Raw genomic sequence first — 16,447 nt, 5'->3', positions numbered from 1 at the left:
TGTCCGTGTTTTTTGCACTGTCAATCCATACGGCCAGCGACTGGTACAGATAGCGTTGGTTGTAGAGACCGGTCAACCCATCCCGCAAGGATTGATCCCGAAATCGTCGCTCGCTCTCCCTCAGTGCATCTTCCGCTTTTTTACGCTGCGAGATGTCCACCATGGCAATCGCCACCCGTGCCATGGTATCCTCGTGGCCGGAGACGACCAGTGATTTTCCCAAGACGATTTTGGACTCGCCAGTTGACGTCACGATGGTTTCTTCTCGTTCTTCCGCGGTATTCCCCGCGGCCGCCACCAGAATAATCTCCCGGGCCATTCTAAGAAAACCCTCCGCGTCCGTTGGGATAAAATCGCCGTAGGGTCCGGTGCTGTCGGCCACACCCATCAGTTTTAAAAAAGCCTGGTTGTAGTCGACGGTCTTTATCAGCGACCAGCAATGGTGAACCTCCCGGGGATGCCGCTCCAGGTATTCCCTGAAATCAGAGACGTCGGATGTGCGCAGTTTTTCCAGATAAGCCTTCAGATGGGAAACGTCCCACTCGATCAGGGCGAAGGGAGCGGATTGAAACAACTGGCGATAGCGCTTTTCACTTTTCCTGAGTGCCTCCTCCGTCCGTTTTAAGTCGGTATTGTCTTCAACGATAGCCATCACACCGCCAACGGCGCCATCGCTGCCAGGTACGGGACTGAGGTAGCAGCGCAGATGGATGCAGGTTCCCTGCGGGGAGATGTAGGGATGTTCGGCGACCACCGATTGGTTTTGGGCGATGCAGCGCTGAATGTCGGCGACAATCCCCGAGTCAGCCAGGGTCCGACCATCGAAGAGGTTCACCGAGGTCGGGTCGTCGACAGTCGTCCAGGCAAACATGTCCAGCATTTTGCGGTTGATACCGGTGATGCCGCCATGCACATCAAGGGTGAAAATTCCCAGCGGCGTGCTGTCGCCCATGAGCCGGTTTTTCTCCGCGAAGGCCTCGAGCGCCGCCTCGGCCTCCTGGCAGCGTTGTTCAATGTCTTTCAACCGGGCAACCTCCCGGCGCAATGTGTCGACCTCAGACAGATTCGGCTGTGTATCTTCAAATTCTTTAGGCATGGGTGATTCCTTTAAAAAAGGCCCTTGTCGTTTCATCTACTATGCGAATATCATAGGCTTACCTTGGGCTCAGACCACATGTCAAACTCATTTGAGGAAGGATTCAAAATCAATGGGCATTGAACCGGAACGCATCAGCATTCTCAACCCGAAGGCCGAACAGAAAGGCGCGTGGGTGCTCTACTGGATGCAGCAGTCCCAGCGGGCCCACGACAATCCGGCCCTGGAATATGCCATCATCCAAGCCAACCGTTTGGACCTGCCCGTGCTGGTGGTCTTCGCGCTGACCGACAGCTATCCAGAGGCCAACCTGCGTCATTACCGCTTCATGCTGGAAGGTCTGGCAAAAACCCAGTGTCAGCTGGCCCGGCGCCGCATCGGCATGCTGGTGCGAAAAGGCGATCCCGCTATGGCAATCGGTTCGCTGATGGAAGGAGCGGCCTTGCTGGTCTGCGATGTGGGCTACACCCGCCATCAGCGCGCCTGGCGCCAGCAGATATCCGTAGACGCCCCTTGCCGGGTAGTCGCGGTGGAGGGCGATGTGGTGGTACCGGTGGCCACCGTGTCTCCTAAAGCCGAATACGCGGCCCGCACCATTCGTCCCAAAATCCACAAACACCTGGAGCAGTTCCTGAAACCCTGCCCCCGCTACCGGCCCAAACACACATCCATCCATATGGGGTTGGAAAGTCTGGACCTTGGGGCCATCGACGCGATCCTGGACGGGCTCGACATCGACAGAACAGTCTCCGCGGTTACCCAGTTCTATAGGGGCGGGCCGGGGGAGGCCAAAATACGGCTGCGCCGATTTATTGCCCACCATCTGCAAAATTATGCGAGCAACCGCAATCAACCGCAGACTGGCGAGATTTCACACATGAGCCCCTACCTTCACTTCGGGCAGATTTCGCCGGTGTTCCTGGCCCTGCAAATCGCCCATGCGGAGACAGGCGCCGACGCGGATCGCGCCGCTTATATCGAGGAGCTGATCGTACGCCGGGAGCTGGCGGCCAATTTCGTTTACTACACGCCGGACTACGACCGCTACGACTGTTTGCCCGCCTGGGCGCAGAAAACGCTGGCGGAGCACACCGCCGACCGACGTGAGACCCTTTACGATCGGCAGACGCTCGAAGCGGCCAAGACCCACGATCCCTATTGGAATGCCGCCATGGCGGAGATGCGCGACACTGGTTTCATGCACAGCTACATGCGCATGTACTGGGGCAAGAAAATCATCGAGTGGTCGCCGACGCCGGAAGAAGCGTTTGAAACGATTCTCGCCCTAAACAACCGATACTTCCTCGACGGCCGTGACCCCAATTCATTTGCCGGTGTGGGCTGGGTGTTCGGTCTGCACGACAGGGCCTGGTTCCAGCGGGAGATTTTCGGCAAGGTGCGCTACATGGCTGCCTCCGGTCTCGAACGCAAATGCGACATCCAAGCCTACGTCGCAAAGGTCGCGGCCTTGAGCCGTGCTCGAATTGACGGGGAAGGGTCTGGAAAATGATAGGTTTCACCTGACACAAACCCCGTTTGTGTCCCTCATTGCTGCCGAAGACAGAATGGTTAATCTTCAGGTAGACTTTTACCGTTTAAAAAAATGTGGAGACTAAACCATGACCTCAGACGCAGCCGAAACGCTCCTTCCCATTCCCATTGACGATACGGTCCTTGCGGCCGCTTACCGGCTCAAGATGCTGGGTCTGCCGTGGTTACCTCAGGTGGGCTGTTTTGTCTGGGACCGTGAGGCCGTCATCTCGGCGCCATCTCCTTTCCCCAATCGTGTTTACTTTATCTTGAGCATTCGTCGGTTCACCGATATTTTTGGCAGCCAAGAGAAGATGCGGCAACAGCTGGTGTGGGTGCCGACGTGGCACCAGGCCATTCAGCTTTGCAGCCGATTGGGCGTTGCTGATGTCGATGCCGATCAGTTCGTCGATGGTCATCGTTTCACTTCGGGAGAAGACGGGCTCCTGCGATTGTATGCCTCAATCGCTCGACAACTGGAGGCTTCAACGACTGAATCCCCTGCGGGAGCGCGGGTGGACAGGGATTCTGCTGCAAGGCTTTGGATTCGGAGGGTGATGGAAGAAGAGTTGGGCAGCCTGGCAGACCTGCCCCATGATGTTCAGCTTCACGTTCAGTCGGTTTACGATGAAACCGGCATGGCTTACCTGGGTTGGCGGCGTATTCAGGATCGACAGCACGAGGATTGGATCCCGCCGGAGACCGCTTTCGATGCGAGCATGCTCAGTGATCTGGGACACTTCTATTCAGACTACCAGAATTTGATTAAATCCATGACGGCCATCAAAGAGCGGGTTAAGCGCCTCCAGGCAATAGACCCATCCAAAGAACCGGACCGATTCCAGCGTTTGATCGAGGACCTGCTGGCAAGCCATCGTCGGGACTCAGGGTCGGGAAACATTCTGGCGCACCTGATGGAACCGGGTTAGATTACGCCTTTCGATCACCTCCTTCACCGACCGCTCAGATGCCAATCCTCTCCCCACCCAAGCTATTTTCAAATTTCCGCAGCCTTAAGGCGTTTTCAATATCAGATCGCGGGTTTGCCGCCAATCGTGCATATCCATGATCGCCCTGGTCAGGTGATAGCGGCCGTCATCGAACACCCCATAGTCTCCACCGCCGGCCATGGCTGACACGAAGCGAATGTTGTTGCCGTAAATCAGCCATATATCACTCCAGCGCCGTTCGATGTATTCATCAAAGATGCTGCCGCCGCCGGACAACCCCTGGGCATAACCTTTGTCCCAAACCGATTGCATCAGGTCGGTGGCCGTCTTCACCGACGCGTTGGAGGTGGCGATGGTGTTGTCCAGGCGTGCAAAATACCCCTTGACCCATGATGTGTCGTGGCACGCCAAGCAGGTGCGCTGCATGGTCGACCGCCGGTTGTCCGCTTCTTTTGCCGTGATCAGATAGTCCGTGGCAAAGCTGCCGTCCAGGTCGGTGGGCAGCTGCAGGCCAGCCCGGTTGCGGATGATGGTGGTGTCCGGCGATCGGGGCTGGGGGTGGGCGTAGATCAGCCCGAAGATGCGCCAGCCCAGCCGATCGCTCATCTGGTGGGTCCGCGGGTTGATCACCTCGCCGTCCGTGTTGACCGCCAAACTGATGTGGCAGGTGGCGCAGGTGGGCGCCTGGATGTCTTCACCAATGGTCCACGGCACCGCGTTGAAATCCCATTCGTGGTGCATGGTTGAAAAAATATTGCCATGTTTGCTGGCCGAGTAGACTTTATAGGCGGGGACATCCGGGCCCGCATGGCACTCTTTGCAGGTGTACGGTTTGCGGGCCATTTCGATGGAAAAGCGGTGGCGGGTGTGGCAGGACGAACAGGCCCCACGGCTGCCGTCTAAATTGACCCGGCCCACCCCCTGGTTGGGCCAGCCGGCGATCACGGGGAATTCCAGCTCCCCGGCATCGGTGTCGCGGGTCTCGGTGCCGGTTACCTTCAATCGGGTGCCATGGCAGTAGTAACAGGCTTCCGCCCGGGTCATTTCATCGGCCGGCTCAAACTTGACCCGGTCCGCCTTTACCTCGGCCCTGCCCAGAATAGTGCGCTGCAGGTCGGCGTAGACCTTGTTTTCAGACAGGTTCTTCTCGGCCATGGCCATGATATTCTTCGAATACTGCTCACGTTCGGTGGCGTGGCAGGTGGCGCAATCATCCGGGCTGACCACCACATGGATCTCGTAGCCGTTGTGCTCGAAGGTATCTGCGTGGGCCTCGCCCCTCAGGGTATGGCATTCGGCGCACCCCACGCTGTTTCCCTGAAGTGCTTCCGGCACATTTTGGCTGGACACGCGCCGCTGCAATTCCTCGACGGCCATGGCCGCTTTGGGTGTGACCCGCGCATGGCGGCTTTTTTGCCAGTCGGCGACGATGCCGGGGTGAAAGACCGCATGGCAATCCAGGCACTCCTGGGTGGCATCGCTGACGGGGGCGTCGTCGCCGAAGGCGATGTCAGCGGCAAATACGATCAGGATGGTTAACATACCGGATAGATAGACGTTTCGCATGGGATCCTCCGATGGTGATAGATTTCAGTTGATTAGGATTGCGCCGCCACATCCACCGTCACGGACAACGTATGCACCCCGCCGCCCATGACCACCCCTTTCACCGGGGTGACATCGCCGTAGTCCCTCCCCCAGGCGACGGTAATGTGGCTTTCCCCGGCAATCCGGTTGTTGGTGGGATCCAGGTCCACCCAGCCGGTATCCGGCACGAACAGAGAGATCCAGGCATGCGAGGCATCTGCACCGATCAACCTGGGTTTTCCCGGCGGCGGCGATGTTTCCAGATAGCCGCTCACGTAACGGGCCGCCAACCCCAGTGCCCGCAGACAGCTGATGGCCACATGGGCGAAATCCTGGCAGACTCCTTTGCGGTCGACCAGCACTTGGTCCACGGCGGTATCCACGGTGGTGGCCGACTTGTCATAGGTGAATTCTGTGAAGATCCGCCGCACCAGGTCCAGGCCTCCCACCAATATCGGCGTTCCCGGCGGAAAGGAAATACGTCCGTAGTTCATTGCCTCGGGGGAGACCGTGACGAGCGGACTGACGAAAACGAACTGGTTGGCCGCCAGTTCCGCCGGGCTTTCATGGGCAGCCAGCCGCCGGGCCACGGTCTCCCAGGGTGGCGTTTCCGCCGCTGCCGGCGTGACCGTCAGGGAGGAGGTTTCCACCATGCTGACGGTGCTCATGGCCAGTTCGTCGTGGGGCTGCTGCACCATGAACACATGGGCGATGTTGCCGAAGTAGTCCGTGCGCTGGTGCAGGTACTGGGGCTCCGGCACAATCGTCAATCGGCTCTGCATCACCTGTTGGGTGCCGGTCTCGCGGGGGTGCAGGAACAGTTCGTTCTGGGAGAGGGAAGCCGGTTCCGAATAGCGGTAGGCCGTTTTGTGGAGGATGCGGTATTTCATGGCTGGTGGTCGCCGCCGATCATTGAAAAATGGGGCGTCGCCTGGACCCGGGTTAGATAGTGGGCGCTGATCTGCTGGGCGAAATCCTTGAGGCGGGCATCCATCAGCTCCAGGAATGCCGTCAACGATTCGGTTTGCGCACCGCCTTTGCTGCAGCGCATGCCGGTGAGGTCCAGCAGCCGCACGGCGGTAAGCATCTCCAGGGAAAGGCGCTCCTCCGGGTTGGCGAAGCGCCGTTCGCTCTGGCGGGGCAGGTGCTCCACGTGGGCGACCAACTGGCTGACCTGGAAGGCCAGGGATTTGGGGTTGCTCTCGTCCACGATGAGCAGGTCCAGCACCGGGGCCAGTTGAAAAGCAGTCCGGTAGCGTGCACGGTAGGTCATGATGCTGTCGGCCACTTCCAGCAGTGCCTCCAGGGCGCTTCGCGATTCAGTGCACACCTGGGGCAGGCCGATACGGATCAGACCGGTCTGGTTCATGGCACGCTCCGCCCGGCGCCCCATGTCCATGAAGCGCCACCCCAGACCGCGGGTCATGCTCTCCATGGCCAGACCGCTGAAGGCGCTCAGGGTGAACAGCGTATCGTCCAGCAGTTCCAAGGGGTCGCTGGCCGGATTGTCGGCGAAGCTTTCCAGCCGGTTGATCACGCGCCAGGAATCCAGGGAGAGCCGGTCGCGCACATTGCGGGCGGCGTCCTGCACCCGTTTGAGAACGACGACCACGCTGTCGGGCCTGTCCTTGCCGTACAGGGCGGCATCCAGGTGGGCGAACAACTCGCGATAGCGAGGGATATCGACGCCATCCGCGGGAACCGGCGGAAAGATATTGTCTGCCCTGAGCAGGTTCAGCAGAAAGGGCAGTTCGGGGATGTCTCCCGGCCGGGCTTCGCCGGACAGACGGCGAAAGACGGACCGCAGGAGCCGGACCAGCCCCTCGGCCCGCTCCAGGTAGCGTCCCAGCCACAGCAGGTGGTCCGCCACCCGGCTGGGCAGATCGCTGCTGCGCCGGAATTCGGCCACCGCCTGTAGCCCGCCCATCAGGCTGAAGGGCTCCACCGGTTGGTCGGACAATACCCAGATGTCCTTGCTCTGTTGCTGCTCTGGACAATCGCCAGTCAGGGTGCCCACATCCGCCGAGGTAATGGCCAGGCCGCCGGGCATGACGCTGAACCCATCGTCGGTTGCACAGGCAAAGACCCGCAACAGCGTGTAGCGTGAACCGACGCTGCCGTTGTCATAGGCGGGGACCACCGACGGACGGACCGGATCGCGTGCCATGAAGGCGTGGGGCGACGCCTGAATCGACGCCATCAGTTCGGCCGGCAGGCAGGGCGCCGTCGACCGGTCCATGGCCGGGCCAACGGTTAATCGCTCCAGATTGGCCAGGACATGGTTCATTCCATCGGCGGTTCCACACCACCAGGCCGGGTGGTTTTCCAGTAGCAGGTCCTCTCCCGTGAGCTGTTGGCAGAGCGCGGGCAGGAAAACCGACAGAGCCGGAGTATCCACGAACCCGCTGCCGATGGGGTTGACGATATCGATGTTCCGCTCCCGGGAGACCTGGATCAGTCCGGCTACCCCGTTTGCCGTTTCCCGCCGCAGGGCGAAGGGATCGCTGCTGTCGTCCGCCGTGAGCCGGACGATGGCTTCCACCGGCTCCAGTCCGGCCAGTTTTTTTAAAAATACCTTGCCGTTGCGCACGGTCAGATCCTGGCCCTCCACCAGCGGGTAGCCCAGGTAGCGGGAGAGCAGGGCGTGCTCGAAATAGATGCGGCTGTCCGGTCCCGGCGAGAGCAGCACGATGCCGGGGTCCCTCTGCCGAAGGGCGGCCCTTTGGAGCAGGCTATGGTGAAAGGTGTGGAAGAAAGGCGCCAGACGGCGGATCTGGGTCTGGTGGTACAGTTCGGGGAAGACCCTGGAAATGACAATCCGGTTTTCCAGTGCATAGCCCAGGCCGGCCGGGTTGGCGCCGTAGTCCCGAAGCACCCGGAAGCGTCCGTCCGGGCCCCGGTACAGGTCGGCGGCGTAATAGCTCAGAAAGCGGCTGCCGGCGGGTTGAATGCCATGGCAGGGCCGCAGGAAATTGGGGTTGGCAAAAACCAGTGCCGAGGGGATCCAGCCGTCATTGAGCAGGATCTGAGGGCCGTAGGTGTCCGCCAGGATCTTCTCCAGCAGACGCGCCCGCTGAATCAGGCCGGCCTCTATACCGGCCCATTCCCCTGCGGTAAGCGGCAGCGGAATCATTTCCAGTGCCCAGGGGGTTCCCCGCCCGGCTGGGTCGTCGAAGGGGTTGTAGGTGGCCCCGTCCTCGTGGCGCATGCGCCGGACCCGGTCCTGGCGCTTCTTGAGCACATCGGTCCCCATGGCATCCAGCGCGGTAATCACTGGCTGCCAGTGTTCTCGGGGGCTTGCCGGTGAAAAAAATGCCTCGCCATAGGCATTGCCGGGCCATGCAATCGAGTTGAACAGGGACGCCGATGCGTGCGGGGGGAGTGCCGGGTCGCTAAGGTCTGCCTTGATCATGCAACTGATGCCTCGTGTCAGGTTTTTTTTGGCGCCGCTATGGGGCGACCGGTGCGGATTTACCCCTTTCACCGTCGCAAATCAAGGGTATATGGAAAATAGGGGTTGGTTTCCGCTTCCGGGATCGCCGCGTCCATACCGGGAGTGTGGCCACCGGGAACGAAGCGCGCATTGCGCCGGCCTTCGGCTTCATAGGCGTTGACGGGGAAATTGTCATGGTGGCGTCCTCCCGGATGCCCCACATGATAGGTGCAGCCGCCCACGGAACGGCTGGACCAGGTGTCGAAAAGATCGATGGTCAAGGGGCTGTGCACACCGATGGTGGGGTGCAGGCAGGACGGCGGCTGCCAGGCCCGATAGCGAATGCCGGCCACGAACACACCTTCCACCGGGGTCGGCTGCAAAGGAACGCGCCGGCCGTTGCAGACAACCATGTGGCGTTTCCCGGTCATGCCGGAAACCTTGACCTGGAGCCGCTCTACCGATGAATCTACATAGCGGGCGGTGCCTCCGCCGCCGGGCTCCTCGCCGAGCACATGCCAGGGCTCCAAGGCCTGGCGCAGCTCGATTTCCATGCCTTGGCAGGTCACTTTCCCGTGGATCGGGAAGCGAAACTCGAAATGGGGATGAAAAAAATCCATGGATACCGGGAAGCCGGCCTGGTTCAAGGTTTTCAGCACATCCGCGAAATCATCGCTTATCGGCTGGGGCAGCATGAAGCGGTCGTGCAGCCGCGTGCCCCAACGAGTCAGCTCCCGGCGATAGGGCGTTTGCCAAAACCAGGCCACGAAGGTGCGCAGGAGCAGCTGCTGGGCCAGGCTCATGCGGGCGTGGGGCGGCATCTCGAAAGCACGGAACTCCAGCAGCCCCAATCTACCGGCGGCGCTGTCCGGTGAATAGAGCTTGTCGATGCAGAATTCGGCCCGGTGGGTGTTGCCGGTGACGTCCACCAGCAGGTGGCGAAAGAGTCGGTCCACCAGCCATGGCGGGCATGGCCGGTCCGGACCCGTTTGCCGCTCGAGTTCGGCAAAGGCGATCTCGAGTTCATACAGGCTGTCGTGGCGGGCTTCATCGATGCGCGGCTGCTGACTGGTGGGGCCGATGAAAAGGCCGGAAAAGAGAAACGACAAGGACGGGTGGTTGTTCCAGAAGGAAACGAAGCTGCGCAGCAGGTCCGGCCGGCGCAGGAAGGGGCTGTCTGCCGCCGTCGCCCCGCCGAGGATGATGTGGTTGCCGCCCCCCGTGCCAGTGTGGCGGCCGTCGACCAAAAATTTTTCGGTGCCCAGGCGCGTCTGACGGGCCGTTTCGTAAAGTGAGGTGGTGCAATCGACCAACTCCTGCCAGCTGTGCATGGGTTGAATGTTTACCTCGATGACCCCGGGGTCGGGGGTGATCTTGAAACTGTCCAGGCGCGGGTCATAAGGCGGCGTATACCCTTCGATCAATACTGGCAAACCGGTCTTTGCAGCGGCGGCCTCGATGGCGGCCACCAATTCCAGGTACCCTTCCAAAGAGACGATCGGCGGCATGAACACATACAGACGACCCCCGCGGGGTTGCACACACAGTGCCGTGCGAACCACCCAGGCGGCGGATTCACCGACCGCCGGGGCCGGTTCGGTAAAGGGCCTGGGTTGGGTGCGCACACCGTCACCCATCCGCTCCGCCGGTCTGCCGGAAAGGGCCTGCTGGCCCTCGTGAAGCGTGGGCAGCGGTCCCCGATCGGCCATGGGGTCCAGCGGGTGGTCATAGGGAAAATCCGCCTTGGTGACCCAGGGCAGTGACTCCAGCGGCAAGCGCAGCCCGGCCGGGGAATCGCCGGGCAGCAGAAACATGTGCCCTCCCCGCAACGGCCAGGGGCCGCTCTTCCAGGAGCCGTGCTGTATGGGCAGGACATAGCTCACTACCGCCCCCAGCCCTCGCTGAAAGGCGCCCGCCATACGCGACCGGGCCTCGGCGTCCTCCAGTTTGGGGTCGGTGGGATCCACATTCACCGGCAGCCGCTGCTCTTTGTGTAGATAGTACAGGACGTCCTCGTACCCTTCGCGGATGAAGCGCCGGCTTACCTGAAGTGTGTCGGCCAAGGTGTCGATGAAGACCTTGGCCTCGGCAATGCCGAAGCCATAATCTTTGGACACATCGGCGATCCAGCGGTCGTCGGTCCACACCGGCTGGCCGTCCCGGCGCCAATAGCAGCCCAGGGCCCAGCGGGGAAGGGATTCACCCGGGTACCATTTCCCTTGTCCATAGTGCAGCAGGCCGCCGGGAGCCCATTGCCGCCGCAGCCGTTTGAGCAGGGTTTCGGCCAACTGCTGCTTCTCCTCGCCCAGGGCACCGGTGTTCCATTGTTCGCCGTCCATGTCATCGATGGAGACGAAAGTGGGTTCGCCGCCCATGGTCAGGCGTACATCCGCCTCTGCCAGCTGTTGATCCACCCGATCTCCCAATTCCACGATGGCGGTCCAGATCTCCTCCGGGTAGGGCCGTGTGGAACGGGGCGCTTGGCGAATGCGCCGCACGCTCATGCTGTGGTTGAAATCCACCTCGCATTTTTCAAGTGCCCCGGTGATCGGCGCCGCGCTCTGGGGCTGCGGAGAACAGGCCAGCGGGATGTGCCCTTCGCCGGCAAAGAGCCCCGAGGTGGGGTCCATGCCCACCCATCCGGCCCCGGGCAGGTAGACCTCGGTCCAGGCATGCAGGTCGGTGAAGTCGGTTTCCGGCCCGGATGGGCCGTCCAGGGACTTGACGTCCTGGGCCAGCTGGATCAGGTAGCCGGACACGAAGCGGGCGGCTAGGCCTAAGTGGCGCAGGATATTGACCAGCAGCCAGGCCGAGTCCCGACAGGATCCGCTGCCTAATGTCAGGGTCTGCTCGCAGCTCTGCACATTGGGTTCCATGCGGATCAGATAGCGGATGTCGCGGCTAAGCCGCTGGTTCAGATCGACCATGAAATTGTTGGTCGGTCTGGCTCTGCGGTCAATTTCCGCCATATACGCTTTGAGTTCCTTGCCCGCCGGTTCCTTGGCCAGATAGGGCCCCAACTCCGCCTTGAGCGACGACTCGTAGTAGAAAGGAAAGCTCTCGGCATCGGGTTCCAGGAAAAAATCGAAGGGGTTGATGATGATCATCTCCGCTACCAGATCCACCTCCACGACGAGTTCGGTGGTCTTTTCCGGAAACACCAGGCGGCCCAGGTAGTTGCTGAAGGGATCCTGCTGCCAATTGATGAAATGGGTTTCGGGGGATACTGTCATGGAGTAGCTCAGGATCGGCGTCCGGCAATGGGGCGCCGGCCGCAGCCGGACGATGTGGGGGGAAAGGGAGATGCGCCGGTCATAGCGGTACGACGTCTTGTGATTCAGGGCAACATGAATTCCCACGGGGAGTCCTTTCTACTGCTCGTTGGTGGATGCCTCGATCAGGGGCTTGAGGTTGAAGAAAGTGGTGCCGATGGCGCCGTCCACTATATTGAGCCGGGTTTGCAGGCTGTCCAAGTACTCGTGCAGCCCATGATCGACCACTTCGTCGATGTCGGTGTATTCCAGATCCGCCTTGAGGCGGCCCAGCCGTTTTTCGGCGATGTTGTTGGCCGACCCGGGGGGCGAGCCGTTGATGCGGTGCAGGCAGATCTGTGCTTTTGAGATGCAGTGGCGGATGGATCGGGGAAACTGGCTGTCGAAAATCAGAAAACCGGCCACCTTGCGGGGGGTGATGAGGTGATGCTCCTTGCGGTACATCTCGAAGGCGCTGGCGGATTTCAGCACCGCCGTCCACTGAATGTTGTCGATGGGGGTGTTCACCAGATCCGCCTGCGGCAGCAGCATGAAGTATTTGACGTCCAGAATCCGGGACGTCTTGTCCGCCCGTTCCATCATCATGCCGATGCGGGCGAAGTTCCAGGCTTCGCCATGGCTCATGGTGGAATCCATCAGGCCGGTGAACAGGTGGCTGCGCATCTGGATGATCTTGAAGAAGCGGTGGGGGTCTTCCATGGCCATGGTCAGGCTGCTTCCGTCGGCCAGTTCCAGATAGAAATTGTTCAAGTGCTCCCACATCTCCGAGGAGATGATTTCGCGAATGGAGCGGCCGTTTTCGCGTGCCGCGGACAGGCAGGAAAGAATGGAATTCGAATAATCCCGGTCAAATGTCAGAAACCGGATCACCGCCTCCTGGTTGTAGTCCGGGGAATTTTTTTCGAATCGGCCCTGATCGCCGGTGATCATCACCAGCGGCTCCCAGTGCTTGCCTTTTTCCGACGGCATGTCCAGCAGCAGGTTGAGGTTGACACTGATGAAGCGGGCCACATTTTCGGCCCGCTCAATGTATCGGCACATCCAGTAAATTGAGTTGGCTACACGGCTGAGCATCGATCTTCCTCCGCTGAAGAGAGAACCGCAGAATGTCCAATTTCCAATGACGAATGTCGAAGGGTCGTATCGCTGCGCGATGGCGGCGAATTTAAATGACCGAGTTCATTCCTTCGATATTCTGCGGTTCTTTGTTCGATATTGGATATTCGCTTTAAGAGACGCGACTATCAGACTAGGCAGCTTTCATAGTACCCACGTGTCCTTGCTGCCTCCACCCTGGGACGAGTTGACAACCAACGAGCCCTTGGTCAGCGCCACCCGGGTCAGGCCGCCGGGCTGCACATAGATTTCCTCGCCAAAGAGCACGTAGGGCCGCAGGTCCACGTGGCGCCCCTCGATGCGGTCTCCCACGATGGTGGGCACCCGGGAAAGCGAAATGGTCGGCTGGGCCATGTAGTTGCGCGGTTCGGCGGTGATCTTCTCGGCGAAGGCCGCCCGCTCCGTCTCCGTGGCATGGGGGCCCACCAGCATGCCGTATCCGCCGGACTCGTTGGCGGCCTTGACCACCAGTTGATCCAGGTGTGCCAGTACATAGGCCCGGTCCTGGTCCTCCCGGCAGATATAGGTCGGCACGTTGGGCAGGATCGCCTCCTCGCCGGTGTAGTATTTAATGATCTTGGGCACGTAGGCGTAGATCACCTTGTCGTCGGCGATGCCGGTGCCCGGTGCGTTGGCCATGGCGATGCGTCCCGCCTTGTAAACGTCTATAAGACCCCGTACTCCCAGCATGGAATCGGGGCGAAACACTGCCGGGTCGATAAAATCATCGTCGATTCGGCGGTATAGCACATCCACGCGTTGGAGGCCTTTGGTGGTGAGCATGTGGACGAATCCGTCGGACACCACCAGGTCCTGACCTTCCACCAACTCCACCCCCATCTGCTGGGAGAGAAAGGAGTGCTCGAAGTAGGCGCTGTTGTAAATGCCGGGTGTCAGTACACCGATGGTGGGCGCGTGGACGTGATCCGGCGCCAGGTATCCCAGTACCTCCAGCAGTTTGGATGGATAATCGTCCACCGGGCGCACCCGGGAGGCCTCGAAAACCTGGGGGAAGGTGCGTTTGAGCACCTGGCGGTTCTCCAGCACGTAGGAGACGCCGGATGGGCAGCGCAGGTTGTCTTCGAGCACATAAAAACGCCCGTCGCGGTCGCGCACCAGATCGGTGCCGGTCACATGGCACCATATCCCTCGCGGCGGGGTAAACCCTTCGCACTCCTTGCGGTAGGTCCGGCTGGTGAGGATCAGGTCTTCGGGAACCACCTTGTCCCTCAGGATCTTCTTGTCGTTGTACACGTCCTGGATGAATTCATTGAGGGCGAAGATGCGCTGCTTCAACCCGCTCTCGATCTGCTGCCAGTCACCGCCGGAGACGATGCGCGGGATGATATCGAAGGGCATGATCTTTTCGGTGCCCTCATCGCGGCCGTATACATTGAAGGTAATTCCCATTTTGAGGAGCAGGGCCTCGGCCGCTTTCTGGCGTATGGCCAGGTCCCCCGGCGGCAGCGACTCGATCTTGTCCACCAGCAATTTAGACCCGGGACGGGGGTTGCCGTCGACATCGATCAATTCATCGTAATAATTACCCGGATCATACGTACTGAATGTCTCCATCGGGTCATTTCCTCCTCGGTTGCGATTGGGTACGAAAAAGATATACGTATCTCTACGATTGGGGACATTTGCATCCGGCAAGGAGCATACTGGCAGTCTGAGGTCGCCAGTGTGCTTGTTGCCTTGGGGCATTTCAGGTTAAATGGCTGGATCTTGTATATATCGCGTGCCAGTATGTCAAGACGGTACTTGCGTGTCAATCGTTATAATAATACAGTATGTTGTACGATATCAAATACGTCAGGTGAATGCAAATACGTCTTTGATCATGTGTTCCCGACAAGCATTAACCCGGGTTTAGGCGCTTCTCGCTGTTTGACAGCATGACCTTAACATGTCGCTGTGTTTTGAGGGATCGTCGTTGGCGCAGTTCAACATGCCCGGCTCCTGGCCGGTTTTTTATGGGTGTCGCCGACGTATTTGTTTGCTGGAAAGTTTTTTTTTTGAAATAATTATCGTTTGCTGCTTTAAGCGGTTTGGCGTCAAGCAGGCCGGATCGATGATTTGATGCAGAAAACGCTGTTTCATGGACCCATCAACCTTACACCACCGTGAAAGCAGGCCATGCACACCGGACCTATACAAAACTTGATCAAAGCCCTGGGCGCCGCCCTTCTCGGCGCATGCCGTGATCTGGCGCCCATCGTCATCGTCATCGCTCTGTTCCAGCTTCTGATCTTGCGCCAACCCTTCCCTGACCTGGTATCGGTCCTGGGCGGACTGGCTTTGGTGGTTGTCGGGCTGTCCCTTTTTGTGGTTGGCCTGGACATCGGCCTTTTTCCCCTCGGTGAAGCCCTGGCTGAAGAGTTTGCCCGCAAGGGCAGCCTTGTCTGGTTGTTGGTGTTCGCTTTTGCCCTGGGTTTCGGTACCACCGTCGCCGAGCCGGCCCTGATCGCCGTGACCAGAGAAGGCGCCAGGGCAGCGGCTGAAGCCGGCCTGATCGAGAATATCCCAGCTGCTGTGAAACAGTATGCCCTGCATGTCCGGCTGACCGTGGCGCTATCGGTCGGTGTCGCCATCGTTCTGGGCGTGCTGAGAATTCTTAAGGGATGGTCGTTGCCGATGATCGTCGTAGGCGGATACGTGCTGGTCATGGTGATGACCTTGTTCGCACCCAAAGAGATCGTGGGACTGGCCTATGATTTAGGCGGGGTGACCACCTCAACGGTTACCGTGCCCCTGGTGACGGCCTTGGGAGTGGGGCTGGCCCGCACGATTCGGGGAAGGAACCCCTTGACCGACGGCTTCGGCCTGATCGCCCTGGCATCCCTGACCCCGATGATCTTCGTCATGGTTTTAGGCTTGTTCGTCCATTAGGAGCGCTATGGAACTCTTTTTAGACCCTATGAAGTTGCTGCTGGCTACGGCTAAAGACGTGCTGCCGGTGCTCGGGCTGCTGGTGTTGTTTCAGATGGTGGTGTTGAAGCGGCCTCTGCCGAGACCGGGCAGGATTATTTTCGGCTTTTGCCTGGTGCTGGTGGGCATGGCCTGTTTTTTAGGCGGCCTGGATCTGGCGCTTTTCCCGGTGGGACGGACCATGGCCCTGCAACTGGCCAAAGGTGCCCAGAGCGGCGGTAAAGAGATGTGGGCCGCTTACGGATGGATATACCTGTTTGCCTTTTTGGTCGGGTTTTCCACCACCATCGCGGAGCCGTCGCTGATCGCCGTCGCCAACAAGGCCGAAGAGGCGTCTTACAAGGCCGTATCATCACTGGGGCTGCGGATTGCGGTTGCCCTTGGCGTGGCTGTGGGCATTACCCTGGGCACCTTCCGCATTGTGACAGGAACCCCGCTTTATATCTATATCCTGGCCGGCTACGTGGTGGTCGCCATTCAAACCTATTTCGCTCCGCGGATGATCATTCCGCTGGCCTATGACTCCGGCGGG

General features: G+C 59.9%; 11 protein-coding genes. 4 read left to right on the top strand and 7 right to left on the bottom strand.

Annotated elements, in window-relative coordinates:
* Positions 1-1,096: PAS domain S-box protein (locus tag ABYV26_RS07665; protein WP_372679735.1), on the bottom strand; the 1,096-nt coding region annotated here is incomplete at its 3' end.
* Between the two features lie 112 nt (positions 1,097-1,208).
* Between ABYV26_RS07665 and ABYV26_RS07660 the strand changes: the two genes are divergently transcribed.
* Positions 1,209-2,606 carry a deoxyribodipyrimidine photo-lyase gene (locus ABYV26_RS07660; RefSeq protein WP_372679733.1) on the top strand — a complete coding sequence of 466 codons (1,398 nt, stop codon included), beginning with the start codon at positions 1,209-1,211 and terminating at the stop codon, positions 2,604-2,606.
* 109 nt (positions 2,607-2,715) lie between these two features.
* On the top strand, positions 2,716-3,555 hold the full coding sequence (locus tag ABYV26_RS07655; protein WP_372679731.1) for a hypothetical protein: 840 nt from the start codon (positions 2,716-2,718) through the stop codon (positions 3,553-3,555).
* 84 nt (positions 3,556-3,639) lie between these two features.
* Here ABYV26_RS07655 and ABYV26_RS07650 read toward each other — a convergent pair whose 3' ends face one another.
* The 6 genes from ABYV26_RS07650 to ABYV26_RS07625 form a co-directional block, all read right to left on the bottom strand.
* Positions 3,640-5,142 carry a multiheme c-type cytochrome gene (locus tag ABYV26_RS07650; protein WP_372679729.1) on the bottom strand — a complete coding sequence of 501 codons (1,503 nt, stop codon included), beginning with the start codon at positions 5,140-5,142 and terminating at the stop codon, positions 3,640-3,642.
* Positions 5,143-5,174: 32 nt separating this feature from the next.
* On the bottom strand, positions 5,175-6,053 hold the full coding sequence (locus ABYV26_RS07645; protein WP_372679727.1) for a transglutaminase N-terminal domain-containing protein: 879 nt from the start codon (positions 6,051-6,053) through the stop codon (positions 5,175-5,177).
* Entirely contained in the window at positions 6,050-8,575 is a 2,526-nt protein-coding gene (locus tag ABYV26_RS07640; protein ID WP_372679725.1) for a circularly permuted type 2 ATP-grasp protein, read from the bottom strand. The genes ABYV26_RS07645 and ABYV26_RS07640 overlap by 4 nt, the downstream gene beginning before the upstream one ends.
* 68 nt (positions 8,576-8,643) lie before the next feature.
* Complete coding sequence (locus ABYV26_RS07635) at positions 8,644-11,955, bottom strand: DUF2126 domain-containing protein (protein ID WP_372679723.1); 3,312 nt, start codon at positions 11,953-11,955, stop codon at positions 8,644-8,646.
* A 12-nt stretch (positions 11,956-11,967) separates the two neighbouring features.
* Positions 11,968-12,942 carry an alpha-E domain-containing protein gene (locus ABYV26_RS07630; protein ID WP_372679721.1) on the bottom strand — a complete coding sequence of 325 codons (975 nt, stop codon included), beginning with the start codon at positions 12,940-12,942 and terminating at the stop codon, positions 11,968-11,970.
* 186 nt (positions 12,943-13,128) lie between these two features.
* The gene (locus ABYV26_RS07625; RefSeq protein WP_372679719.1) at positions 13,129-14,559 is read right to left on the bottom strand and encodes a circularly permuted type 2 ATP-grasp protein; all 1,431 of its coding nucleotides are present in this window, start codon (positions 14,557-14,559) and stop codon (positions 13,129-13,131) included.
* A 564-nt stretch (positions 14,560-15,123) separates the two neighbouring features.
* Between ABYV26_RS07625 and ABYV26_RS07620 the strand changes: the two genes are divergently transcribed.
* Positions 15,124-15,876 carry a DUF1538 family protein gene (locus tag ABYV26_RS07620; RefSeq protein ID WP_372679717.1) on the top strand — a complete coding sequence of 251 codons (753 nt, stop codon included), beginning with the start codon at positions 15,124-15,126 and terminating at the stop codon, positions 15,874-15,876.
* A gap of 7 nt (positions 15,877-15,883) precedes the next feature.
* Positions 15,884-16,447 (top strand): DUF1538 domain-containing protein (locus tag ABYV26_RS07615; RefSeq protein WP_372679715.1); only part of this gene is annotated, 564 nt, incomplete at its 3' end.

The organism is Desulfosarcina sp., assembly GCF_041551955.1.
Lineage (GTDB): Bacteria > Desulfobacterota > Desulfobacteria > Desulfobacterales > Desulfosarcinaceae > Desulfosarcina.
This window is presented reverse-complemented; position numbering and strand designations above follow the sequence as displayed.